A 23,562-nucleotide genomic window follows, 5' to 3' on the forward strand; every position below is an offset into this window, starting at 1 on the left:
CGTTAAGAAAATTATATAGGTTATTCAAATAAAATTCGTCAAATAGAATAATAAGCAAGTCGAGCAAATTGGAATATCGGAGAAGGAGAAAACAATGTTTGTCACAACAAGCTTTAAAAGTAAGCTAGTCTTATTGGCACTGATTTTAAGCTGTTTTGTTACGCCAATCGCGGCAAAACAAAAAGTGGGTGTTGATATTCCATTTGTTAAATATGAGCTTGATAACGGTTTAACGCTGATCGTACATCAAGATAAAAAAGCGCCCATAGTTGCGGTCAATGTTTGGTATCACGTTGGTTCGAAAAATGAGAAAGTGGGTAAGACAGGGTTTGCACACCTATTTGAACATTTAATGTTTAATGGTAGTGAAAATTACAATGACGACTATTTCAAACCCTTTGATCGTGTTGGTGCAACAGGAATGAATGGTACCACCAATTTTGATCGCACTAACTATTTTCAAGTCGTTCCAAAAAATGCACTCGATATGGCGCTGTGGATGGAGTCTGACAGGATGGGGCATTTGCTCGGTGCAATCGATCAAGCGAAACTAGATGAACAGCGAGGTGTTGTGCAAAACGAAAAACGCCAAGGTGAAAATCAACCTTATGGCAAGGTCGTAACCACAATATTTGAGAATATGTTTCCTAAAGGCCACCCATATGCACACTCAGTGATTGGCTCAATGGAGGATCTCAATGCGGCGAGTCTAGAAGATGTTTATGATTGGTTTAAAACTTATTACGGTGCAGCGAACGCGACTTTGGTCATCGCGGGTGATGTTGAGCCTGAAGCGGTTAAGCAAAGAGTTGAACACTTTTTTGGACACATCCCTTCTGGACCACCGCTAGTTAAAAGTGACCAATGGATAGCTAAGCTTGAAGAGGATGTGCGATTAACAATGCAAGATCGCGTCCCTCAATCAAGGATTTATAAGTTATGGAAAATGCCTTCGATAGGCAGTCTTGAGTCGACAGAACTAGATTTAGTTGCAGGTATTTTATCTGAGGGGAAAAACTCTCGACTATACAAGCGTCTGGTTTATGATGAGCAAGTTGCTTCAGATGTTGCCGCTTTTGCTTTTCCTTTAGAAATCTCGGGAATATTTGGTATCCAAGTGACAGCATTGCCGGGTAAAGATTTGTCAGAAATTGAAAAATCAATTGATAATGAAGTCTCAAGGTTTCTCAGCAAAGGTCCAACTCGCGAAGAAATCAAGCGTGTTGTTACAGAACGTCGAGCCGCGTTTATTCGGGGTAATGAACGTATCGGTGGTTTCGGCGGTAAGTCAGATACTTTAGCCTTTAACCAGGTATACATGGGACAACCTGATTTTTATAAAACGACGCTCGCACGTTGGAATGCTGCGAATATCAAGTCGCTGACTAACGTCGCCAACGAATGGATGAAAGCCGGTCAGTTTATCTTGGAAGTTCATCCTTTTGATGAAGGTAAAGTTTCGGAAAATAAGGTTGATCGTAGCAAGATACCTGTTCCTTCTGAGTCGCCTACAACGCGGTTTGCACAGTATGAGACAGAGTCTCTAAGTAATGGACTGAGAGTGATTCTTGCCCAAAGAGATTCAGTACCGGTTATTAACATGCGTATGATGATAGAGGCCGGTTATGCGGCAGATCAATTGGCCGCGCCAGGCACGGCGAGTATGACGATTGATATGATGGATGAGGGCACTGATAGTCGGAGCGCTCTGGGAATCAGTAGAGAGCTTCAAATGCTTGGAACCGAGCTCAATGTTTCTTCCAACTTAGATGTGTCCACCGTCTCTATGTCAACTTTGACGGAAAATTTTGAAGCATCACTGGATATTTTTGCTGATGTAATAATGAACCCCTCTTTTCCTGAAGATGAATTTACACGCCTACAAGCCCAGCGCTTAGCAACAATTAAACAAGAAAAAGCTCGTCCAGTGAGTATGGCTTTACGAGTATTCCCGTCGCTAATATACGGCAAGAACCACGCTTACGGTCTACCAATGACTGGGTCGGGCTTTGAGTCCACGGTTAAATCCATGACGACGGATGATTTAAAGAAATTTCATAGTACTTGGTTTAGACCGAATAATGCGACACTCGTTGTTGTTGGTAACATCTCAATGGCGGAATTAAAAAGAAACCTTGAGGACTCTTTTGATGATTGGGAAGTCGGCGTCACTCGACAAATCAATATTAGTCAGGTAGCGCATCAAGATAAATCGAAAGTCTACCTAATTGATCGCCCTGAGTCGGCGCAATCGATAATCTTTGCCGGACATATCGCACCGCCTAAAAGTAATCAAAAGGAGTTTGCTTTTACGGTAATGGATGAAGTCTTGGGTGGCGGTTTCAACTCTCGACTTAATATGAACTTGAGAGAGGATAAAGGTTGGGCTTATGGTGCACGCACAATCTTAATGGATGCTAATGGGCAGCGTCCTTATATTGCGTATGCTCCGGTTCAAAGTGATAAGACGAGCGAAGCAATGCAAGAAATCTACAAAGAATTCACACAAATTGGCGGTGAATCCCCTCCAACCGATGAAGAGATTGCTCGCGCAAAAGACGCTCAAACTCTGACACTTGCTGGTCGCTGGGAAACAAACGGCGCAGTAGAAGAATCTTTGGCAGAAATGGTGCGCTTTAATTACTCTCCTGACTATTGGGATCAGTACGCCAAAAATGTTCGCCAAGTTAATCAAGCACAAATCGCGGATGTAACAAAGTCTGTGTTAAGTCCTGAGAAGCTGATTTGGGTTGTTGTTGGTGATCGAGCGAAAATTGAATCTAAAATAAAAGCGCTGGAGTTAGGCGAAATTGTATTGATGAACGCTGATGGTGAAGTTGTCGAATAATCGGCAATTATTGACCGTTTAATGATTTGATTGCACAGCTATCTACCAGAGCTTAAATGGTAGATAGCTTAATGATTGAACAGCCGAGTAGTTGATCACCCGAGTATTTGAACACCCGAAAAGCACATTGGTTTAACAATGCTTCGAAAATAAACGCTAAAAGGCAAGTTCATCTTGATACCACAGGCTTACATCTAAAAATTATGCCCCATTATAAAATCTCAAATAAGGAAATTTTAAAATAAATCAGCTAACGACTAGCCAATATATGAATGGGCTAATGTTAGAATGCCCGATCAATTTGTCTCGATGCTGAGTATCTTAGCGCCATTTGTCATTTGGATAACAGCCTTTTGGCCTTCGATGACTTTTCCAAAAACGGTGTAGTTGCGATCTAAATGAAAGTTACGTCCTGTATTGATAAAAAACTGGGAAGTACCGGTATCTTTGCCTGACGTAGCCATACCAACTGTCATTGGCTCATGATTTAAGAAACTAATTTCTTCTCTAATCGTTTGGTTGCTGGCGCCACTTAAATCGCCGATTGAGTCTCCTCCTTGGGCTACAAAATTACCAATTACCCGACTAAAATAGGCGTTATTGAAGGTGCCTTCTCGCGCATTACGCATAAAGTGCCACGCGGTATATGGTGCTGATTCCAACAATTGAATTTTTATTTTACCAACAGTTGTTTTCAACGTGACTATTTGATTAGTTGTTTTTGATACCTCTGAAAAAGACGGAGAAATAGCCTGAACGTTTTTAGGTGTTGCAACTTTGTCTACAACTCTTTTAGCGTAGGCAGCAACTTCTTTATTGGGATCTGTCGTAAAAAATTTAATCGTATTTTTGAAGTCATCTTGTGACTTGGCGTTGAGTTGACTAATCAAACTGATCTTTACATAACTACTTGGGTGGCGTAACAATTGAACGACCCAGCTCATCTCATCTTTTTCTTGTCGTTTGAGTAGACCTCTGATCGCTTCAACAACCATCGCATCATTCTGATGTTTAAGTTGACCTTTGAACAAAGCGATCATCTCTTCGCTTGCTAACTCTGAATTAGCCAGAGTGCTGAGCGCTGTGTGAGCGACTATTGGATTAGTCGATTTAGTGTGTTTACCGAGTTGAATAAGTGCTTGTGGGATGCTGGTTAAATGACGCATCGCTCGCAGTGCTTCTTGTTGAACGGCGATATTCGATGACTCACTTTGTTCTAATAACCAAGCCAAAATTTCACGATTTTTTTCGTTGCCCTTTTGAGTTATTTTGGCGGTGAGTCGAGCAAGGTTGGCCTTGGCCTCATCGCTCAATTCTTGTTGACTAATGTTTAACAAGTCATTAACCGTTAGAAAATTTTCGATTCCGGGAATTCGGTTAAGGAAATAACCGATCATTGCATGTGAAGTATCGCCTTTGGCAAACAGGCCTAATAATTTAGCGTAGTCAATCTTTTGATAATCGTCTTTAAGTTCGCGATTAAATACCAATGCAATCGCTAACCCTTGAAACATTGCGGAGATAGTTTCGGGTTGCTGTTCTTTGTCGAGCCTTGCAAGCATGCGGGTGATTAGATTGTCTGGCGCTAAATTGCCCAGTCCGAGATATAGCTCATGTTTAACCTGGAGGTCTTTCTCCTTTTCAAGGCGTTGCCATAGTAACTCCGCTGCGTTTTTTTGTTGACTCAGCCCAACACCGAGAGCTGCCAGTTTTCTTAATTCTGAACTATCGTTATTTAGCATCGGTGTTATTTTTTCTAAAGCGATTTGTCCCCCGATTCTCGCCAACCCCAATAACGCTGTCTTTTGGATAATTTTATCCTGGCTTTGCAATGCTTGATCAAAGACGAGCGATTCGGCGTTTCTTTGGTCAACAAGCTCGTAAATTTGATGTATCATTGGTTTATCAGCTTCTATTGATTCAGAAGCGCGGCTTAATGGTGTTATCAATAGGCTACAGGCCACAAAACAGGTAAAAATTACACGGTAACAACGCATTTATTAATCCAAGATTTCATTATTAATTGGCAGCCATTGTCTGACAATTAAGAATTTGGTACAAGGTTTCAGGCGAGCTTGAATTGAGAATTATCAACAGAACGCCTATTTTCAATAATTAAAAAACTGCTGAGTAAAAGGTAGAGCACTCAAATGGCACAATACATCTATTCCATGAATCGGGTCAGCAAAATAGTCCCACCTCAAAAAACCATATTAAAAAATATTTCTTTGTCTTTTTTTCCTGGTGCCAAGATTGGGGTACTCGGCTTGAATGGCGCGGGTAAATCGACTTTATTACGCATCATGGCTGGAATTGATACCGATATTGAAGGCGAAGCGATTCCCTTAAAAGGTACCAAAATCGGCTATTTACCGCAGGAACCTCAACTCGACGAAACCAAGGATGTTAGAGGTAACGTCGAGGAAGGGATTAAGGAAATTAAGGATATCCTTAACCGGTTTGAGGAAGTGAGTAATGCATTTGCTGATCCGGAAGCTGATTTTGATGCTTTATTAAAAGAACAAGCTGAGCTACAAGATAAGATCGATAGTGTTGGTGGTTGGGAAGTCGATAGAATGCTAGAAAAGGCTGCCGAAGCCCTGCGTTTACCGCCTTGGGAGGCCGAAGTAAAGCATTTATCAGGCGGAGAAAAGCGCCGCGTCGCTTTATGTAAGTTATTGCTGTCCAAACCAGATATGTTGTTGCTAGATGAACCGACTAACCATCTAGATGCAGAATCAGTCGCTTGGTTGGAACGTTTTTTACAGGACTTTAAAGGAACCGTCGTTGCAATAACGCATGATCGTTATTTCTTAGATAATGTAGCCGGTTGGATACTCGAGCTTGACCGTGGTGAGGGCATACCATGGGAGGGGAATTATTCTTCCTGGCTGGAACAAAAAGAGAAGCGTCTTGAGATTGAAGAAAAGCGCGAAACTGCGCGGATGAAATCGATGAAAGAAGAGCTGGAATGGGTTCGCTCAAATCAAAAAGGCCGCCACGCGAAAAGCAAAGCGCGTTTGAATCGTTTCGAAGAATTGTCTTCGCAAGAGTTTCAAAAGCGTAATGAAACCCAAGAACTATATATTCCGCCAGGGCCTCGACTCGGTAGTCAAGTTATCGAAGCGGATCACATTCAGAAGAGTTTTGGTGATAAATGTTTAGTCGAGGATTTGAATTTTCGCTTACCGCAAGGCGGAATCGTCGGCATTATTGGTCCTAACGGTGCAGGTAAATCAACATTGTTCAAGATGCTCACGGGATTAGAAACGCCTGATGCTGGCGAGTTAAAAGTTGGTGAAACCGTACAAATTGCTTATGTTGATCAGTCTCGCGATAGTCTCGATGATAACAAAACCGTGTGGCAAGAAATTTCTGATGACTCAGATACTATTACGGTTGGCAACTATCAAGTCCCATCTCGTCAATATGTCGGTCGATTTAATTTTAAAGGTGGTGATCAACAAAAATTTATTAAAGACTTGTCGGGGGGAGAGCGCAACCGAGTCCACCTCGCTAAATTATTACGTTCTGGTGGAAATTTGCTATTACTCGATGAACCAACAAATGATTTAGATGTTGAGACGCTCAGGGCCCTTGAGGAAGCTTTGTTGGCATTTCCTGGATGCGCGGTCGTTATATCCCATGATCGTTGGTTCCTCGACCGAGTCGCTACTCACATTCTCGCGTATGAGGGCGATAGCAAAACGGTTTGGTTTGAGGGCAATTATGCCGACTACGAAGCCGATCGAAAACGTCGCTTAGGGGCTGAGGCGGATGCACCGACTAGAATTAAGTACCGTAAAATAAGCTAATAAACTAGATATAATAATGTCGCCATTGGCTTTCGATATTATTGTAAGCTAATGGCGTTTTTAGTTGAATCGAATGATAAAAACACAGAATCCACTCGTCAGGTTTGTTGTAGATTACTTTAGCAGACCTAATAAAAACCGCTTTGAGATTGTCGACGTCTTACGTGGCCTTGCTGTTGTCCAAATGATGATCTTTCATTTCTGCTTTTTATTAAAAGAGTTTCGAATAGCGTTTTTAGATTTTTCTTACAATGCTAATTGGGCTGCTTTTCGAATCGTTATCGTGACGATGTTTTTGAGCTTAGTTGGCGTGAGTTTAAAAATCGCTTGGGAGCGCGGTCTCAAGCGAAAGAGCTACTATCGAAGACTTGCACAATTGTTTTTTTATGGATTAGCATTAAGTTTAACTACCTATATAATCGCTCCTTCTCGAACTGTCATTTTCGGAATTCTTCAGTTTATCTTTGTCGCAAGTATTTTGGGATTGGTTTTTGTTCGCTTAGTGTGGGTCAACTTAATTCTTGGTACCGTGATTATTTGGCTGGGATTTAATTATGCAAACCCAATCTTCAATCAAGCTGGACTGTGGTGGATAGGCATGGTAACTCGAGGTCCAGTGACATTAGATTATGTTCCTCTATTTCCCTGGTTTGGATTAGTTCTCATTGGTATTTTTATTGGTCATTTTGTCGTCCATAAACCTCAATTAGCCCCGATTAAAAGCTGGCATGCGAAAGACTTTGTGAGTCAAACTCTGGCGTTAACTGGTCGTCATAGCTTGACCTTGTACATGGCGCACGTACCCATATTTTTTGTGTTTATCTATCTCTTTATGACTTAGCATTGCCGTCAAATAAAGACACAGCGACCTCTTGCTCTAACAAGTTATTGAAAGTAATTTTGGCCAACTCTGGATCGGATGAATAATATTGGATTTCTCCAGAACCGCTTGCATTTTGCTGGTCCTTGATACGTCTCGCCAATTCGTTAGCAACCGGTAGAGCGCTCTCGAAAATTTTGACTTTCTCTCCGACTATTTTGCGAATGGTTGTTGTCAAAAATGGATAATGAGTGCACCCCAAGACTAAGCAATCGACTTGGCCAATGAACCCAGCTAACTCGTCAGCAATCCGTGCTTCTTCTTGTTTATCAATCGATTTTGCGGCTTCAACTAATTCAACAAAGTAGCTAGATGCTTTTTCGATTATTTGATTATCGCCTTGCAATTGGGATTTTAGGTTGAGGTATTTTTCGCTTTCAAGAGTCGCTTGCGTTGCTAAAACGCCTATTGTTTTTACTTTGGTCATCTCGAGCGCGGGCTTTATCGCTGGCTCTAAGCCAATAATTGGAATCGGGTAAAGGTTTCTAATATGATTAATGGCCGCAGCGGTCGCAGTATTACAAGCAACGACAATCGCTTTGACATTTTGCTTAACCAAAAACTCGGCAATTTCTAAGACTCGAGATTCGATAAAGCCTTGCGAGCGTGTGCCATAAGGCGAATGGAGGGTGTCTGCAACATAGATGATATTCTCTGATGGCATTACCTGATTAACCGCTTTTAAAACGCTTAACCCTCCGGCTCCCGAGTCGAATATTCCTATAGCTCTTGGATTTCTAATAATGACCTCAACAAAACACTTTTTTGCCCTAATTAATCGTTGGAGATTATAGATCATTTGTTTAATCTTTGGTTAATCCTTTGTTATGATGATTGAAGATTTAACAAGACCGATTTATTTATGAAGTACCTGCTAAAGATTGTTACCGCATTCTGCCTAATTATCGTCCTAACCAGCTGCGCCACTTATCGGCCAAGTAATCCAAACAATATTTGCGATATTTTTTGGGGGGAGACTGATTGGTATGAAGCAGCCAGGGACGCACAGCATAAATGGGGAACGCCAATCTATGTAATGATGGCTATCATGCATCAAGAGTCGCGCTTCGTCGATGATGCGCAACCCGAAAGAGATTGGTTCTTGTGGGTCATCCCGTTACCGCGTTCTTCTTCAGCCTATGGCTATGCACAAGCGCAAGATCCTGCCTGGGAAGAGTATACCACCCAAACTGGTAACAGCGGTGCAGATCGAGATGACTTTGAGGATGCGATAGATTTTATCGGCTGGTATACCGATGGTAGTCAAAAACGCTTAAAGCTTTCTAAGTGGGATACCTATGGTCAATATCTTGCCTACCACGAAGGTCGAGGTGGTTATGAACGAAAGACCTACAATAAAAAACCATGGCTTAAGAAAGTTGCGACGAAAGTAAAAAATAGAGCTGCGACCTATAATCGACAATTAAAATCTTGTCAGGCCGATCTCAATGACGAGGTAGATAGCTGGTGGTGATTCTTTATTTGAACTCATCAGGACTTTGTCGCGTCGAATAAAATTAAGCAACCGCTTTAGTGATAAAACGAATTAACTCTTCGACCGGAAGTGCCCTGGAACAGTAGTATCCCTGAATCGATACATCACCAATGGCTTTTACGAAGTCGAATTGGGATTTAGTTTCCACACCTTCACATACAACTTTCATTCCTAGCGCTTGTCCCATACTGACTGAAGCCTCTACGATGGCTTGGGTACGTTGATCATTGGTCAAGTCTGTCATAAAAACTCTATCGAGTTTTAGGGTGTCGATTGGGAAGTATTTAAGGTAGCTGAGGCTTGAGTAGCCTTTGCCAAAATCATCAAGTGCAATTGAAAAGCCAAAGTCTCTAATTTCATATAGTATTTTCTCAGCTAGCTTAAAATCATCGACAAGCAGCCCTTCGGTGATTTCAAATTCAACCAGTGAAGGGGCGATTCCTGCCTTGTTAACAATGCTGGCTAATGTTTTAGCAAGGTCATGGTGCCTGAACTGTCTCGCTGATAAATTAATAGAAAGTCCGATAGGTGACTCACAATTTTGATTAATTACTTTAAGATCTTTAATTGCTCGCTCAACAATCCACTCACCAAGTACTACGATTAAGCCGCTCTCTTCAGCAATCGGTACAAATAAGTCAGGAGGAACAAACTCACCCTGGTTTCGCCATCGCAGCAAGGCTTCGACTTTGATAGTTGAATTGTCTCTCGGTGATATTTGAGGTTGGTAATAAAGTTCTAATGCATCATCCTCTATTGCCGCTCGTAAGGCTTTTTCGGTCCGGAGACGGTCAACTGCGGCATGGTTGAGTTTCTCTGAGAAAAAATGAAAATTATTTTTACCCGACTCTTTTGCTGCATACATTGCCATATCTGCACACTTCAATAACCCTCCAGTGGTAAGTGCATCGTCTGGAAATACCGCAATACCGATGCTGGTCGAAACGTAAAGTTCATGTTCATTAATATTAAAAGGCTGACTAGCTGCAGCTTTAAGTTTACTGGCAATAACCCCGGCATCGTCGGGATGATGGGTTTGGCTGAGCAGTAGTACAAACTCATCGCCACCCAGCCTGGCAAGCGTATCTGTACTGCGCAATAGTTGATTAAAGCGCTCTGCCAAGCTCTTCAATAGCTCGTCACCGACATCGTGTCCTAAGGTATCGTTGATATATTTAAAATTATCTAAATCGATAAATAGCATGGTGACATTGTAGTTACCTCTTTTCGCTCTCAGTATTGCTTGTGAAGTTCGTTCTTCCAGGAGAACTCGATTAGGTAGACCGGTTAATGAATCAAAGTGAGCTAGTTTTTGGAGCTCTGCTTCGGTTTCTTTTAGATCAGTAATATCTGCGTAAATTCCCGTATAGTGGGTAACTTTACCTTCGCTATCTTTAATACTAGTGACCGTTAGCAATTGTGGAACGACCGAACCATCTTTAGTTTTCTCCCAAATCTCGCCGTGCCAATTTCCCTTCTCTTGTAGGCTGGAGTAGAGCTCGTCAAAGAAATTTTCATCGTGATAGTCTGAGCGAATGATTGATGGTTTATTGCCGAGCAATTCTGCGCGGCTATAACCGAAAAGACGCTCAAACGCAGGGTTCATATCGATGATGTTAAAATCTGGATCGGTAATGACTATCCCCTCAATAATATTTTCAATTACCGCATCACTTAAGCTCAATTTTGCATTAAGCTCTTGCAGGGCTTTTTCTTCTGCTTTCCGTTCGGTGATGTCGGTGGCAATACTACAGATGGCATAAATATTACCCGCTTTATTTTTTAAGGGAAATTTAACCGCAATGAATGTATGTTGATTACCGTCGGCGTGTACAGCATCTTCTTCAAAGCTCATAGGCTTATTATTTTCAATGACGATTTCATCGTTTTTCTGAAACTCTCGGGCAAGCTGAGTATCAAGCAATTGAAAATCCGTTTTCCCTATAATTTCACTTTCGCTTAACTGAAAAAAATCTAGAAAAGCATTGTTTACGAGGCGGTATTCACCAGTTGTGTTTTTAATGTTTACAATGGCTGAAGAATTATCCAAGATGTTCTTTAGCTGTTGACGACTTTCATCAAGGTTGTGTCGCTCAATTTCCAGCTGACTAATTTTTTCTTGGAGTGAATTAGTCATTTGATTAAAGCTTTGACTTAATTCGCTAATCTCATCGTTACTATGTTCCGACACTCTTAGGTCATAGTTACCACTGAGGATATTTTTCGTTGCCTCAAGCAAGGAGTTAATACGAGTCGTTATTAATCTCTTGGTGAAAAAGCTAAGAAACAAAACCTCGGTAACAATCATCGCAATAATCAACCAGATTGCAAACTTAGCTTGGCGGAATAGCGGGGCAAATACTTCTGACTCATCGATCACGCCAATGATTCGCCAGTCGATTGATTTAAGCCTATTTTTATAGAGGATAATATCCTTGTTTGGTTGAAGTGTGAGCGATGTAAAATTATTTTCAGTCTTAAATTGGCTCAGCTTAAGTGCATTGATCTCTGCGACGCGATTGGGTTGATTGGTCGATAGTGGTTTACTTCCAAGGTCAACCACCGCTAAGTATCCAGAATTATTAATATTGGTATTATCGACATGTTTAAAGTAGTCAGTTAAATCATAAAACACTTCAATTATACCCAATTGCTCTTGGGCGCGCCGGATAACTTGACTATAGATAAAGAGTGGTCGACTCGAATTCTCGGAAGCTTCAATAAATCTTTGACTTGGGTACAGAAAGTTATTCTCGTGATCGGCTAGTTGACACACTGTCTTGAGCGTATCATTCGTGACCTCGTTTGAGATATACTGAGAGGCTAATAAGCCGCCGTTTAAATCACAGATTTTTAAACCGATATAAGCAGGATTACGAACTGATTGATTATTAAAAAAAGTAATCACTGAATTTAAATATTCTTCGGCTTCTCTATCAAGTCCATATTTTAAATTGAGGTAGTATGATTCTAGTGCGGGTAAACTGCCAATAATTTCAACGTCGCTACTTAACTGAGACAATTCATTCTCAATTTGATTGCTTGCTTGTTCAACTGATACGCGGACATTTTGCACTGTCAGCTCGCGGAGCATTTTTGACATTTGATAAAAGCTCGCAGTTTCAAAGGTTGCTACGCCGAGTGTCAATACAAAAATACTTCGGACTAAAAATTTAAAATGAAGCTTAGCAAATAAGCTCCTGAAAATACGGCTCATTCTGACTCAACCACCTTTGCTCTGGTGAGTACTTCGTAATTAAGGTGGCCAGTAGTATTGTACTCAGTAATATCAAACTTTTTACGGACTGCCGCTGTAATGATTTTTTGGGTCGTAAACAAAAGAAGCGCGTTATCATGAACATATTTGTCCAAGGCTTGTAGTCGTTTTTCATGTTCACTTAGATCGACAACTTGTAGGGCATAGGTAAAGCGCTTATCGAATTCTGGAGAATCCAAAAGCGACCATGGGCTGCCCGACTCGAGAAAAAGCCCAGCGTGAAAAGCGAGATTAAACATTGGGTTGTCGACGAAATTGATCACCATGTCATAATCAGGGCGTTGCCCGGTTTTTATCTTGTGGATGACGACTCGGTTAGACCATTCGGTGCGGCTCACGATTTCAAGTGTCAAATCGACGCCGATCACTTTTAGGTTCTGTTGAATAATTTTTGCCGCTGGCACTGCGGTATCTGCGACCAGTGCTTTGAGTTTTATTGGCAGAGTCACTCCACTATTTTTTAAGAGTGTTCTCGCTTTCCTCGGAGAATACTCATAGGGAGTGAGTTGCGGGTTTGCCCCGAATTCTCCGGACTTACCAATTGATGACATGGGTAGCGCGTTACCAAAATCAGCGAAACGAATAATGTCATCTTTATTGATTGCATGGTTGAGTGCTTTTCGCACATCCAGACTGGCAAGCGCCCCTTGGTTTTTGAGTAAAACAAAATAACTTGCCAAGACGGGTCTTTTAATGATCCGTGCTTGATTGACCGATTGACGCATTAACTTCCCGGTATTGTTGCCACTCAGATTTGGGATAAAATCTAAGGTTCCATCTTCAAATCCTGCCAGCCAGTCGTTGGTTTTGACAATAACATAATTGAGATAATCAATATGCGGCAAGCCTTTTTGCCAGTAATTTGGGTTCTTTTTAAGGCGTATGCTCTGATTACTCAGCCAGCTCTCAAATTGATAAGGTCCCGTACCGACTGGATATTGTTGAAAATGTTCGATGCCATGCTCTTGGATATATTTAGGCGGACATATCGAAGAAAAAAGATTGAGTCGATTCAAGAAAAGACCATCAGGAAATTTGGTATTAAAAATCACTACATAAGGATCTTGAGGCACCGTTTCGACAGATTCTAGGCTGCTAAAAATCCAATTGTTACCAGCCTGATTTTCTGGGTTTAAGATGTAATCGAAAGTGAATTTAACGGCCTGCGCATTGAAGTCCTCACCATTATGAAATTTGACGCCACGGCGAAGCCTAAATACCCAGCGCGTATCAGTAAGCGGTTGCCAGCTGGTTGCTAAGCCAGGCTGAAAATGGCCGTTCAAATCTAGATAAACCAGACCATCGAAAATTTGCGCAATTACGGTGTAAGAGTCCGGATCAAATGCTGGCGATAAAGGTACGATACTCGGCGGATCTTGAGCAAAATAGGCTATTTTTAATTCACTGGCATCAAGGTGACCGCTGAGTCCAAGGAGGAGTCCTAGCACGATCCCCTTCCAATTGGGATACTTCATGTTAACTTATTGATTTAGCGCGCTTTGTATAAGTCTAGCGCAAGATTTCGAATTATCCAGTCGAGCGGAAAAAGGGCCGGTTTTTGGCTTTAATTAGCAGAAGATGGCATTGTCGATAATTAGATCAAATCGTTCTGTTTAAAGGCTCATGAAATTGGCGACAGGGTCAGTCTTTTACTATACAATACGCGCAATTTTTGACCTCAGGCGTATCTCAAAAAGATTCGCTCCTCCTCGAGTAATTACTGGCGGGAATTGACATGTTAGACAACCAACAAACTATTGCAGAATTTGACCCAGATTTATGGCAATCCATTGAAGCTGAAAAAAAGCGTCAAGAAGAGCATATCGAACTTATCGCATCTGAAAACTATACAAGTGCTCGAGTGATGGAGGCCCAGGGATCTGTTCTCACCAACAAGTACGCTGAAGGTTATCCACATAAACGCTATTATGGTGGATGTGAGTACGTTGATATCGCTGAAGATTTAGCGATTGAGCGAGTTAAAGAATTGTTTGGTGCGGACTATGCAAACGTCCAGCCTCACTCGGGCTCGCAAGCAAACTCGGCGGTTTACCTTGCTCTTTTAGAGCCTGGCGACACCGTGTTGGGGATGAGTTTGAATGAAGGCGGTCATTTGACTCACGGTTCGCCTGTTAACTTTTCCGGTAAAATCTATAAATCAGTTCAGTATGGTTTGGATGAGAATGGCTACATTGATTACGCCCAAGTTGAAGCACTCGCATTAGAGCATAAACCAAAAATGATTCTGGCTGGCTTTTCGGCTTATTCGCGCACGGTTGATTGGTCTAAATTCCGAGAAATTGCAGATAAAATTGGCGCCTATTTCCTAGTAGATATGGCCCATGTTGCTGGATTGGTCGCAGCCGGACTTTACCCAAATCCGGTCCCTCATGCAGACGTAGTTACCTCGACCACTCACAAAACTTTGGCAGGACCTCGCGGCGGGATCATTCTTGCTCGAGAGAATGAAGCGCTCCAAAAGAAATTTAACTCGGCAGTATTCCCAGGTGGACAAGGTGGTCCATTGATGCATGTTATCGCCGGCAAGGCGGTGGCATTCAAAGAAGCCCTAAGCGATGAATTTAAAGCGATGCAAAAACAAGTTCTCGCCAACTCAAAAGCAATGGTCGCAACAATTCAAGAGCGAGGCTATAAAATCGTCTCAGGCGGAACAGACAACCATCTATTTTTAATCGATTTAATCGATAAGGATATCACTGGCAAAGATGCTGAAGCTGCACTTGGCGAAGCATTCATCACGGTCAACAAAAATACGGTACCTAATGAGCCTCGTTCACCATTTGTAACATCAGGTTTAAGAATGGGCACGCCAGCTATCACCACTCGCGGACTTAAAGAAGCGGAGTGCACTGAATTAGCCGGTTGGATCTGTGACATTTTAGACGATATTACTAACCAACAAGTTATTGCTGACACCAAAGAAAAAGTGTTAGCGTTGACGGCTAAATTTCCAGTGTACGGCAAATAACGACTTTTGCTGGTATACTTGCAAGCCATTCCGACGTTCAGTTGGAATGGCTTTGTTGTTTCTGTCTTGCGAGTTGTTATGGATTACTGGTAGTTCGGTTACTTTTATCAGTTATTAGGCACAAGTTAGGTCTTTAGTGTTGATTAATAGCGAGCAAGAATGAGTTAACTATGAATTTGGAGCCACCATGCGTTGCCCATTTTGTTCTTTTCACGATACAAAAGTAATCGATTCTCGACTTGTTGCTGAGGGCGATCAAGTTCGTCGCCGACGCGAGTGCCAAGAGTGTGGCGAACGCTTTACGACCTTTGAAGGGGCCGAATTACTGATGCCAAGGGTCATTAAAGGCGATGGAACCCGACAACCTTTTGATGACCAAAAACTGAAATCGGGGATCATGAGAGCGGTTGAAAAGCGTCCTGTGTCGGTCGAAGATGTGGAAAAATCCATTCTAAAAATTCAATCACAGATTCGTGGTTTGGGTGAACGAGAGGTATCCGCCCAAATTATCGGAGAGATGGTCATGGATGCATTGAAAAAGCTCGACCAAGTCGCCTTTGTTCGTTTCGCATCGGTTTATCGTCGCTTTAAAGACGTTAGTGAATTTCGAGAAGAAATTGAGCGCTTAGAATCGAAAGATTAAGCAAGCTTTGTGCAACTGCATCATCAAGTTATGAACCAACCCAACAAGTCAACAGCAACCTGGACAGCAGACGAGCATCGTATGATGTCGCTGGCATTGCAGTTGGCGCGAAAAGGCGTTTACACCGCAAGACCGAATCCTTGCGTGGGTTGCGTCATTGTTAACGATGGCGTGATTGTCGGTGAAGGCTGGCATCAGCAATTTGGTCAAGCTCATGCGGAAATTAATGCACTCAAACAAGCTGGTGACAAGGCGCGAGGAGCGACTTGTTATGTGACTCTCGAGCCCTGTGCCCACATGGGGAAAACTGGACCTTGTGCAAATGCGCTAGTGGATGCGGGTATTAAACAAGTTATCGCTGCAATGGGCGATCCTAACCCGCGAGTATCCGGTAAAGGGTTCGATATTTTAAGAGATGCAGGAATTGAAGTAAAAGTTGGTTTACTTGAAGCGTCCGCAAAACTAATCAATAAAGGGTTTATATCCCGAATGCAGCGCAATCGACCATGGGTGATTTGTAAGTTAGCAATGAGTCTCGATGGCCGAACGGCACTAGCCAATGGAAAAAGTAAATGGATAACAGGGCCTGCTGCGCGTGCGGATGTTCAAAAGCTGCGCGCTCGCCAAGATGCTATAATTACCGGAATTGGAACCGTGATAGCAGATAATCCAAGCTTAACCGTCCGGGCTGCTGACACCATGGAGGACGATGACCCTTGGTTTACTGAAGCTAACAAAAATGGTTTCCAGCAGCCCAAAAGAGTGTTGCTTGATCCCAACCAAAAAGCGTCAGGCCAAGAAAAAGTGTTTAATGCCGACACCCAAGTTTTTTGGGTCACAAGGCGCCCCATTGATAGCGCGCTCGATGACCATATTGTTAATTGGTCTGCGACAGACGCTCTTCCCGCTTTATTGGAAGAAATGGTCAAGGTCGGGTGTAATAGCGTTCTGCTTGAAGCTGGCCACACACTAGCGGGCTCATTTTTAAAAGCTGGGCTTATTGACGAATTAGTTGTCTATATGGCGCCTAAGCTGATGGGAAGCACCGCGATGGGGCTTGTCTCACTTGATTTAGACTGTATGCAAGATATCGTGGATCTGGAACTGACTGATTTGCGTAAAGTCGGCAATGATATCCGTATGACCTATCAGGTAAAAGGTGATTAACTCAACACGACACTCACAAAATGAGCGTCAGTGACAAGTCAGAGGCGAGATAAAAAAATATGTTCACTGGAATTATAGAATCGGTTGGTACAATCGAATCGATAGAATCAAAATCAGGCGATAAGCGATTCAAAATTAATGTTGGCAAGCTGGATATGTCCGACGTCGCTTTGGGGGACAGTATTGCTTGCAATGGTGTTTGCTTGACAGCCATTGCATTTGACGACCACTCATACACTGCAGATGTTTCAGGTGAGTCGCTTAAATTAACCTCATTAGGTGATATCGCTGTAGGGGCATCATGTAATTTGGAAAAAGCTTTGACCCCAACAACCCGCCTTGGAGGACACTTAGTCAGTGGTCATGTTGATGGTATTGGGGAGGTGGTTTCAGTCAAAACTGAGTCGCGAAGTATTCAGTATCAGATCAAAGCGCCACAGGAACTCGCGAAATACATTGCGAAAAAAGGTTCAATCACTGTCGATGGAATCTCGTTAACCGTTAATGAAATTGATGGTGAAACTTTCATGTTAAACTTGGTCCCTCACACGCTCCAAGAAACCAATGCGAAAGAGTGGCAACCCGGCGTTAAAGTTAATCTAGAAGTTGATTTACTGGCTCGTTATTTGGAAAGGTTGTTACAAGGACAAACCCAAGATGTGAATAGCAATGTTACATACCAGTTACTGGCCGAAAGTGGTTTTGTAAAATAAAAAGGATTCAAAATTGAGTGAACTACAACGCTCAAAACAGTGTAAAAAATTAACCAACAACGAGTTTTAACAATATGCAATTGAATACTGCCCAAGAACTAATAGAGGATATTGCCGCAGGTAAAATGGTTATCTTGATGGATGATGAGGATCGCGAAAATGAAGGCGACTTGGTCATGGCATCAAGCATGGTGCGACCAGAAGATATTAATTTTATGGCACGTTATGGCAGAGGTTTAATTTGTTTGACCCTAACTCAAGAGCGATGCGAACAACTTCGGTTGCCGTTGATGGTCGGAAAAAATGCAGCGTCTTTTGAAACAAATTTTACGGTATCGATTGAAGCTGCCGACGGCGTGACAACTGGAATCTCTGCCGCAGATAGAGCTAGAACGATTCAAGCGGCCGTGGCTTCCGACGCTAAGCCCGAAGATATTGTGCAGCCAGGTCATATTTTTCCGATTATGGCAAAGCCCGGCGGCGTGTTGAACAGAGCTGGTCATACTGAAGCTGGCTGTGATTTGGCGCGATTAGCGGGGCTCGAACCGAGTGGTACCATCGTTGAAATTCTTAATGAAGATGGCAGTATGGCGCGTCGCCCCGATCTGGAGAAAGTCGCCCAAGAACATAACCTTAAGATTGGTACAATCGCTGACTTAATTGCTTATCGGATGCATACAGAATTATCTGTCGAGGAAGTCTTATGTGTGGATTGGCCGACTGAATATGGCGAATTTAAGTTGCATGCTTACTCGGACAAAATTGATGGTCAAACCCATGTTGCATTGGTTATGGGAGAAATATCCGCTGAAGAAGCAACCATGGTACGAGTGCACTTATTGGACTATGCAACGGATTTGCTGGGCAAAGATAAGAAGAGTCAAGGAAGCTGGACCATGAACCGGGCTTTGGCCAAAGTGGCCGAGGAAGGTAAAGGTGTCGTTTTATTATTGGGTAATCAATCGTCACCGGAGGCAATTATTGATAGAATAGCGACCCTAGCCGGTGCAGAGAAGTCGAAGAAGTCAGTAAAAGCGCAAGCTGCTGCAAGTAAGGCGTCACGGACTGTCGGTATTGGCTCGCAGATTTTAATGGAGTTGGGTGTCCACAAAATGCGCTTGCTGAGCCCAGAGAAAAAGTATATTGCACTGTCTGGTTACCAGCTAGAAATTGTTGAATACATTGAAGATAAATAGAATATTTAAATAGCGAACGGTTAGAAAAAATTAAGCTGGCTCAAATAGAGTTTGTCAAAAAGAGAGAATAGTATGAAAACCATCGAAGGTAATATGATTGGAAATGGCGCGAAGTACGCGTTGCTTGTTGCGCGATTTAACAGCTTTGTTGTTGAGAGTCTAGTTGATGGTGCTGTCGATGCCCTTAAAAGACATGGGGTTAAAGAGTCGGATATTGAAATCATTCGAGTACCAGGTGCCTATGAAATGCCGATTGCTGCACAAAGAGTTGCCGCAACTGAAAAATATGATGCGATTGTGGCACTTGGTGCGGTGATCCGTGGCGGCACGCCCCATTTTGAATATGTAGCTGGTGAATGCGTTAAAGGGCTCTCACAAGTTTCACTCAACCAAAACTTACCGATTGCATTTGGGGTGTTGACGGTTGATTCAATCGAGCAAGCCATTGAACGTGCAGGTACTAAAGCTGGTAATAAAGGCGCGGAAGCAGCGCTAAGTGCTTTGGAAATGGTGAACCTTTTTAACCAAATTGGCGAATAATTTCCACCAACTGAGTTTATATACATGATTCAAAAACCTTCAACTCGTAAAAAGGCCCGCCGCTACGCTGTACAAGGCATTTACCAATGGCATATGAGCGGCGCACCGATCAATGAAATCGAGTTACAATTTCTAGAAACAATTAATCAAAACAAAGTTGATATAGAGTACTTTAGAGAAGTATTAGTTAATACATTAGCGAAAGTTGCCGAGCTAGACGATTTGTTGACCCCTTATCTAGAAAGAGAGTTTGAAGAGATTAATCCGGTCGAGTTAGCGGTGTTGCGATTGGCAAGTTATGAATTGCAATCGCGAATGGATATACCCTACAAAGTCGTCATCAATGAAGCACTGGAATTAAGTAAAACTTTTGGTGTAACAGACGGTCATAAATTTGTTAATGGAATTCTGGACAAGCTTGCTAAAAAACTAAGACCACTCGAGGCGAAATAAAAGTAGAGCATTTTTCTCTCCGAGGCAAAGCTTGTTTAATCATTCGTAATACTCATTAACACATTTACCTATTTTTAAACCTTATCAATTGATCGAGTGCAAAGGATGCTTGTTAAGATCGCTGTTTTTGTAAGGTTGCTATTGACTCAATTAGCTTCTAAAAGAGTCCGTTACAAGGATTTGAATGAACGAATTTGACATTATTGATCAGTTTCTCAATATCAAAACGGGTCAACGTAAAGACGTAATTAAAGGTATAGGCGATGATTGTGCACTGGTCAAAGTGCCACGCGGTCAGCGCTTAGCATTAAGTATGGACACTTTAATTGCGGGCGTGCATTTTCTCGCGGATGCCAATGCCGCAGATGTTGCTCATAAAGCGGTTGCCGTCAACTTGAGTGATTTATCGGCAGCAGGAGCCGAGCCGGCTTGGATCACTGTTTCATTGAGCTTGCCGGAGTTTGATGAAAACTGGCTCATGGATTTTCATCGAGGCTTGAAGAAAATCGCTGACTTTTTCACGGTGCAAGTTATCGGCGGGGATACCTGTCGAGGACCTTTGTCGATTACCATTCAAGCCCACGGATTTGTTCCTGAAAATGTTTTTCTACAACGTAGTACAGCGCAAGCCGGAGAGTTAATCTGTGTGACTGGAAACCTTGGTGACGCGGCCCTCGGACTAAAGGTTGCACAAGGGGATTTGCAGGTACCGCCCAACGTTGCATCACAACTGTTAAAAAAATATTATACGCCTTACCCGCGAGTAGCAGCCGGAATCGTGTTGCGCGGAAGAGCGACCGCCGCAATCGATATTTCTGATGGGTTACTTGCCGATGTCAATCATATCAGTCAGCAAAGCGGTGTTGGCGCTTTACTTAGATGGGAACGTATTCCCCTGTCAAAAGAAGCACAATCACTCGACAATGAAGAAATGGTAATGCGGGCTGCGCTAACTGGCGGTGATGACTACGAGCTATGTTTTACGGTTGATGAAGATGAGTTAGAGTCGACGAAACAAGCGTTAGAAACCGTTGGTATCGACTGTATTCCGATCGGCCGATTAACCGGTAAGCCTGGTGTAAGGTTATTGCACCATAAAGAAGAATTAACGGTTGAAGCGCTGGGATATAGCCATTTTTAAGCGAGTTGGCGTTTGCTTTGTCCTTTATTACTCACTGAAAACTGAATGCTATTTTAAACTTGCTATTATTTTTCGCTGTATGTCATGATAACTGACATCAAAGCGCGATGAATTGAAGTACGACACTATGGCCGAAAAAATAGCAGCAAGCCAAGTTATGACCAATCCGGTTAATTTTTTTGCATTTGGGTTTGGCGCTGGCTTGGCACCCAAAGCGCCAGGCACTTTTGGCACGCTGGTGGCAATTCCTTTTGTTTGGTTGACCGCTGATCTAAGTCTTTTTTATTACCTAGCATTAACCGCGGTCATTTGTATCGTTGGCGTTTATTTGTGCCATAAATCAGCTGAACAGCTTGGCGTTCATGATCACCCTGGAATTGTTTGGGATGAGATCGCGGGTTATTTTATTACAATGATCGGTTTCTCTTTCACTTGGACTAATGCCATTGTTGGATTTGTATTGTTCCGTTTTTTTGACATCATCAAGCCTTGGCCGATTCGTTGGGCTGATAAAAAAGTCTCTGGTGGGTTCGGTATAATGTTAGACGATATAATCGCGGGAATGTTTGCGTGGGTCAGTTTGTTTTTATTCAATTATTTTGGGAGCGGGCTATGAGACAGTTAGCTTTCCTAATCATTTTCTTTACATTAATTGGAGTGAGTCTGCGCACTATTGCAACGGAGAATTTGAAAGTCATTGGGCTTTTCAAAAATGCAGCGATGGTTGATTATAATGGCAAACAAAAATTGTATCGTGCAGGCCAAAATATTGATAAGAACATTAAACTGATTAAGGCCGATACGAAGGTTGCAGTATTTGAAATCAACGGTAAGTCAGTCGAAATGGGGCTTCAAGCGACACAATCATTTAATGCTAATTACTCTCAGCCTGCGCAAGAAACGCCGAGTGCAAATAAAGTGGCCAAAATCTTACGTGGTAACAATGGCATGTATCATACCCCGGGTTTTATCAATGGTGTAGCAGTTAATTTTTTAGTTGATACTGGTGCTTCTCAAGTTGCTATGAGTGAGCAGGTGGCTAAACGAATCGGCCTGCTCTATGAATTAAACGGCCAACGAGTAGGCGTCAATACCGCTGCGGGCATGGCGACAGCATGGGCTTTAAAGTTGAATAAAGTCAAAGTTGGCGGTATTGAGTTAATTAATGTCGATGCACTAGTGATTAAAGGCGCAGGTCCAACGGATGTTTTACTCGGCATGTCATTTCTTAATCGAGTAAAGATGATCGACAATGGTCAAATTCTGCAACTGACGAAGAAGTTTTAAAAACATTTGAACAACTCAGTTGTAAATCAGTCACGAGAAACGCCCTATGAAAGTCACCTATTACGTTGCCGCTAGCCTTGATGGTTTTATTGCTAAGGCAGATGGCGATGTATCCTGGTTGGAACAACTCGGTATACCAATGGAAGACACCGGTTATGATGTGTTTTTCTCGTCAGTTGATGGGCTCATAATGGGACGAAAAACCTATCAACTGATTAACACGTTTGGTGACTGGCCCTATGGGAGTAAGCCGGTTTGGGTTTGTTCTCACCAATCGGTCAATGCAAGTCCTGGTATTAATTTGCAAGACGAAAATACCCCTCAGTTAGCGTTCGAAGCTGCTGAAGCGAAAGGAATTTCTCATCTTTGGTGTGTGGGTGGCGGAAACTTAGCATCGTCTCTGATTGAAATCGAAAAGTTGTCTAATATTTACTTATCGTTGATGCCGATTATTCTAGGTGATGGCATTAACTTGTTTTCTCAATTAAATAATGCGCAATCGATCAGATTAAAACAGCAAAACACGCATCCCTCGGGAATGATTCAATTAGAGTATCAAATCAATAGTTTTAGCGCCTCTGATGGATAAGATTTGGCTGTTAATAAATTAGATGATTGAATAGCGCTATAAAATTGATGTTTAACGAAACTGGCACATTATGAAGTTACTTTTTTCTTTACTTACAATAGCGTCTCTAGCTGCATGTACAACTGGTCGTTTGGAATATATTACCAAAGAAGGCGAACGAAAATTTGCCTGTGAGACCGAGTACACCTGGGCGCCAAGCGTGGATAAATTTGCGGTTGAATATATTCTTAGTTATTGTGCTCAGCAAGCCAGCGAGAAAGGCTTTACTGTCGTTGATAAGTCACTACTTGAACTTGACTTGAGCGTGCCCAATCCACCCGAAGGAAAGCGCTGGTCGCACGAGTTAGCAAAAGAATTGTATCAGCAAAAAAAACTTTCTGACAAAGAATACGGTTACATCATTGCGTATTTAGATTTAGAGCATGACAAACTTAACTGATTAAAAGCGTGAAGCCAGACGAGAGAAGCGGCATGCTTTTTAGCAATGTCAGAAAATATCAGCTTGTTTATATTATTGCTAGATGAAATA

General features: G+C 42.4%; 20 protein-coding genes. 16 read left to right on the forward strand and 4 right to left on the reverse strand.

Annotated features, from left to right (window positions below; all coding sequences use genetic code 11):
• Positions 1–94 precede the first annotated feature (94 nt).
• On the forward strand, positions 95–2,848 hold the full coding sequence (locus FLL45_RS14555) for a M16 family metallopeptidase (RefSeq protein WP_142942783.1): 2,754 nt from the start codon (positions 95–97) through the stop codon (positions 2,846–2,848).
• 296 nt (positions 2,849–3,144) lie between these two features.
• Here the strand turns inward: FLL45_RS14555 and FLL45_RS14560 are convergent, their stop codons facing one another.
• Positions 3,145–4,746 (reverse strand): peptidylprolyl isomerase, encoded by a 1,602-nt coding sequence (locus tag FLL45_RS14560; protein WP_185964475.1) that lies wholly within the window; start codon positions 4,744–4,746, stop codon positions 3,145–3,147.
• A 252-nt stretch (positions 4,747–4,998) separates the two neighbouring features.
• On the opposite strand from FLL45_RS14560, the gene ettA reads away from it, so the two are divergent.
• Positions 4,999–6,663 (forward strand): energy-dependent translational throttle protein EttA, encoded by a 1,665-nt coding sequence (ettA, locus tag FLL45_RS14565; protein WP_142942785.1) that lies wholly within the window; start codon positions 4,999–5,001, stop codon positions 6,661–6,663.
• A gap of 73 nt (positions 6,664–6,736) precedes the next feature.
• Positions 6,737–7,504 carry a heparan-alpha-glucosaminide N-acetyltransferase gene (locus FLL45_RS14570; RefSeq protein WP_142942786.1) on the forward strand — a complete coding sequence of 256 codons (768 nt, stop codon included), beginning with the start codon at positions 6,737–6,739 and terminating at the stop codon, positions 7,502–7,504.
• Here the strand turns inward: FLL45_RS14570 and murI are convergent.
• The gene (gene murI, locus FLL45_RS14575) at positions 7,494–8,342 is read right to left on the reverse strand and encodes a glutamate racemase (protein ID WP_142942787.1); all 849 of its coding nucleotides are present in this window, start codon (positions 8,340–8,342) and stop codon (positions 7,494–7,496) included. The two genes, FLL45_RS14570 and murI, sit on opposite strands and share 11 nt — an antisense overlap.
• 63 nt (positions 8,343–8,405) lie before the next feature.
• Between murI and FLL45_RS14580 the strand changes: the two genes are divergently transcribed.
• Complete coding sequence (locus tag FLL45_RS14580) at positions 8,406–9,017, forward strand: transglycosylase SLT domain-containing protein (protein ID WP_142942788.1); 612 nt, start codon at positions 8,406–8,408, stop codon at positions 9,015–9,017.
• Positions 9,018–9,060: 43 nt separating this feature from the next.
• On the opposite strand, the gene FLL45_RS14585 is transcribed toward FLL45_RS14580, so the two are convergent.
• Together FLL45_RS14585 and FLL45_RS14590 are read right to left on the reverse strand one after the other, a co-directional pair.
• Positions 9,061–12,255, reverse strand: a complete 3,195-nt coding sequence (locus tag FLL45_RS14585) for an EAL domain-containing protein (RefSeq protein WP_142942789.1) — start codon at positions 12,253–12,255, stop codon at positions 9,061–9,063.
• Positions 12,252–13,790, reverse strand: a complete 1,539-nt coding sequence (locus FLL45_RS14590) for an ABC transporter substrate-binding protein (protein ID WP_142942790.1) — start codon at positions 13,788–13,790, stop codon at positions 12,252–12,254. Before FLL45_RS14590 ends, FLL45_RS14585 begins: the two co-directional genes overlap by 4 nt.
• 260 nt (positions 13,791–14,050) lie before the next feature.
• Here FLL45_RS14590 and glyA point away from each other — a divergent pair, with 260 nt between their 5' ends.
• From glyA to FLL45_RS14650, 12 genes are all read left to right on the forward strand, one after another.
• Positions 14,051–15,304 carry a serine hydroxymethyltransferase gene (gene glyA, locus FLL45_RS14595; RefSeq protein WP_142942791.1) on the forward strand — a complete coding sequence of 418 codons (1,254 nt, stop codon included), beginning with the start codon at positions 14,051–14,053 and terminating at the stop codon, positions 15,302–15,304.
• 187 nt (positions 15,305–15,491) lie between these two features.
• Positions 15,492–15,947, forward strand: coding sequence for a transcriptional regulator NrdR (nrdR, locus tag FLL45_RS14600; RefSeq protein ID WP_142942792.1), 456 nt, complete (start codon positions 15,492–15,494; stop codon positions 15,945–15,947).
• A 9-nt stretch (positions 15,948–15,956) separates the two neighbouring features.
• The gene (gene ribD, locus FLL45_RS14605; protein WP_246075833.1) at positions 15,957–17,114 is read left to right on the forward strand and encodes a bifunctional diaminohydroxyphosphoribosylaminopyrimidine deaminase/5-amino-6-(5-phosphoribosylamino)uracil reductase RibD; all 1,158 of its coding nucleotides are present in this window, start codon (positions 15,957–15,959) and stop codon (positions 17,112–17,114) included.
• Between the two features lie 59 nt (positions 17,115–17,173).
• Complete coding sequence (locus tag FLL45_RS14610) at positions 17,174–17,827, forward strand: riboflavin synthase (RefSeq protein ID WP_142942793.1); 654 nt, start codon at positions 17,174–17,176, stop codon at positions 17,825–17,827.
• Between the two features lie 74 nt (positions 17,828–17,901).
• On the forward strand, positions 17,902–19,023 hold the full coding sequence (ribBA, locus tag FLL45_RS14615) for a bifunctional 3,4-dihydroxy-2-butanone-4-phosphate synthase/GTP cyclohydrolase II (RefSeq protein ID WP_142942794.1): 1,122 nt from the start codon (positions 17,902–17,904) through the stop codon (positions 19,021–19,023).
• 72 nt (positions 19,024–19,095) lie between these two features.
• A complete protein-coding gene (gene ribH / locus FLL45_RS14620) occupies positions 19,096–19,563 on the forward strand; it encodes a 6,7-dimethyl-8-ribityllumazine synthase (RefSeq protein WP_142942795.1) in 468 nt (155 codons plus the stop codon).
• A 24-nt stretch (positions 19,564–19,587) separates the two neighbouring features.
• Positions 19,588–20,016, forward strand: a complete 429-nt coding sequence (gene nusB / locus FLL45_RS14625; protein ID WP_142942796.1) for a transcription antitermination factor NusB — start codon at positions 19,588–19,590, stop codon at positions 20,014–20,016.
• A 184-nt stretch (positions 20,017–20,200) separates the two neighbouring features.
• The gene (gene thiL / locus FLL45_RS14630; protein WP_142942797.1) at positions 20,201–21,157 is read left to right on the forward strand and encodes a thiamine-phosphate kinase; all 957 of its coding nucleotides are present in this window, start codon (positions 20,201–20,203) and stop codon (positions 21,155–21,157) included.
• Positions 21,158–21,284: 127 nt separating this feature from the next.
• Entirely contained in the window at positions 21,285–21,773 is a 489-nt protein-coding gene (locus FLL45_RS14635; protein WP_142942798.1) for a phosphatidylglycerophosphatase A family protein, read from the forward strand.
• Positions 21,770–22,444 (forward strand): retropepsin-like aspartic protease family protein, encoded by a 675-nt coding sequence (locus FLL45_RS14640; protein ID WP_142942799.1) that lies wholly within the window; start codon positions 21,770–21,772, stop codon positions 22,442–22,444. The genes FLL45_RS14635 and FLL45_RS14640 overlap by 4 nt, the downstream gene beginning before the upstream one ends.
• 46 nt (positions 22,445–22,490) lie before the next feature.
• A complete protein-coding gene (locus tag FLL45_RS14645) occupies positions 22,491–23,033 on the forward strand; it encodes a dihydrofolate reductase family protein (protein ID WP_142942800.1) in 543 nt (180 codons plus the stop codon).
• A 70-nt stretch (positions 23,034–23,103) separates the two neighbouring features.
• A complete protein-coding gene (locus FLL45_RS14650; protein WP_142942801.1) occupies positions 23,104–23,472 on the forward strand; it encodes a hypothetical protein in 369 nt (122 codons plus the stop codon).
• Positions 23,473–23,562: the final 90 nt, after the last annotated feature.

This window comes from Aliikangiella marina (genome assembly GCF_007004765.1).
Classification (GTDB): Bacteria; Pseudomonadota; Gammaproteobacteria; order Enterobacterales; family Kangiellaceae; genus Aliikangiella; species Aliikangiella marina.

Excerpts from the sequence above, each read along its gene's own strand:
- ettA (WP_142942785.1), top strand. The coding sequence starts at position 4,999 with ATGGCACAATACATCTATTCCATGAATCGGGTCAGCAAAATAGTCCCA.
- glyA (WP_142942791.1), top strand. The coding sequence starts at position 14,051 with ATGTTAGACAACCAACAAACTATTGCAGAATTTGACCCAGATTTATGG.
- ribH (WP_142942795.1), top strand. The coding sequence starts at position 19,096 with ATGAAAACCATCGAAGGTAATATGATTGGAAATGGCGCGAAGTACGCG.
- FLL45_RS14645 (WP_142942800.1), top strand. The coding sequence starts at position 22,491 with ATGAAAGTCACCTATTACGTTGCCGCTAGCCTTGATGGTTTTATTGCT.
- FLL45_RS14560 (WP_185964475.1), bottom strand. The coding sequence starts at position 4,746 with ATGATACATCAAATTTACGAGCTTGTTGACCAAAGAAACGCCGAATCG.
- FLL45_RS14580 (WP_142942788.1), top strand. The coding sequence starts at position 8,406 with ATGAAGTACCTGCTAAAGATTGTTACCGCATTCTGCCTAATTATCGTC.
- thiL (WP_142942797.1), top strand. The coding sequence starts at position 20,201 with ATGAACGAATTTGACATTATTGATCAGTTTCTCAATATCAAAACGGGT.
- nrdR (WP_142942792.1), top strand. The coding sequence starts at position 15,492 with ATGCGTTGCCCATTTTGTTCTTTTCACGATACAAAAGTAATCGATTCT.
- FLL45_RS14555 (WP_142942783.1), top strand. The coding sequence starts at position 95 with ATGTTTGTCACAACAAGCTTTAAAAGTAAGCTAGTCTTATTGGCACTG.
- FLL45_RS14640 (WP_142942799.1), top strand. The coding sequence starts at position 21,770 with ATGAGACAGTTAGCTTTCCTAATCATTTTCTTTACATTAATTGGAGTG.
- murI (WP_142942787.1), bottom strand. The coding sequence starts at position 8,342 with ATGATCTATAATCTCCAACGATTAATTAGGGCAAAAAAGTGTTTTGTT.
- nusB (WP_142942796.1), top strand. The coding sequence starts at position 19,588 with ATGATTCAAAAACCTTCAACTCGTAAAAAGGCCCGCCGCTACGCTGTA.
- FLL45_RS14590 (WP_142942790.1), bottom strand. The coding sequence starts at position 13,790 with ATGAAGTATCCCAATTGGAAGGGGATCGTGCTAGGACTCCTCCTTGGA.
- FLL45_RS14610 (WP_142942793.1), top strand. The coding sequence starts at position 17,174 with ATGTTCACTGGAATTATAGAATCGGTTGGTACAATCGAATCGATAGAA.
- FLL45_RS14650 (WP_142942801.1), top strand. The coding sequence starts at position 23,104 with ATGAAGTTACTTTTTTCTTTACTTACAATAGCGTCTCTAGCTGCATGT.
- ribBA (WP_142942794.1), top strand. The coding sequence starts at position 17,902 with ATGCAATTGAATACTGCCCAAGAACTAATAGAGGATATTGCCGCAGGT.
- FLL45_RS14585 (WP_142942789.1), bottom strand. The coding sequence starts at position 12,255 with ATGAGCCGTATTTTCAGGAGCTTATTTGCTAAGCTTCATTTTAAATTT.
- FLL45_RS14570 (WP_142942786.1), top strand. The coding sequence starts at position 6,737 with ATGATAAAAACACAGAATCCACTCGTCAGGTTTGTTGTAGATTACTTT.
- FLL45_RS14635 (WP_142942798.1), top strand. The coding sequence starts at position 21,285 with ATGGCCGAAAAAATAGCAGCAAGCCAAGTTATGACCAATCCGGTTAAT.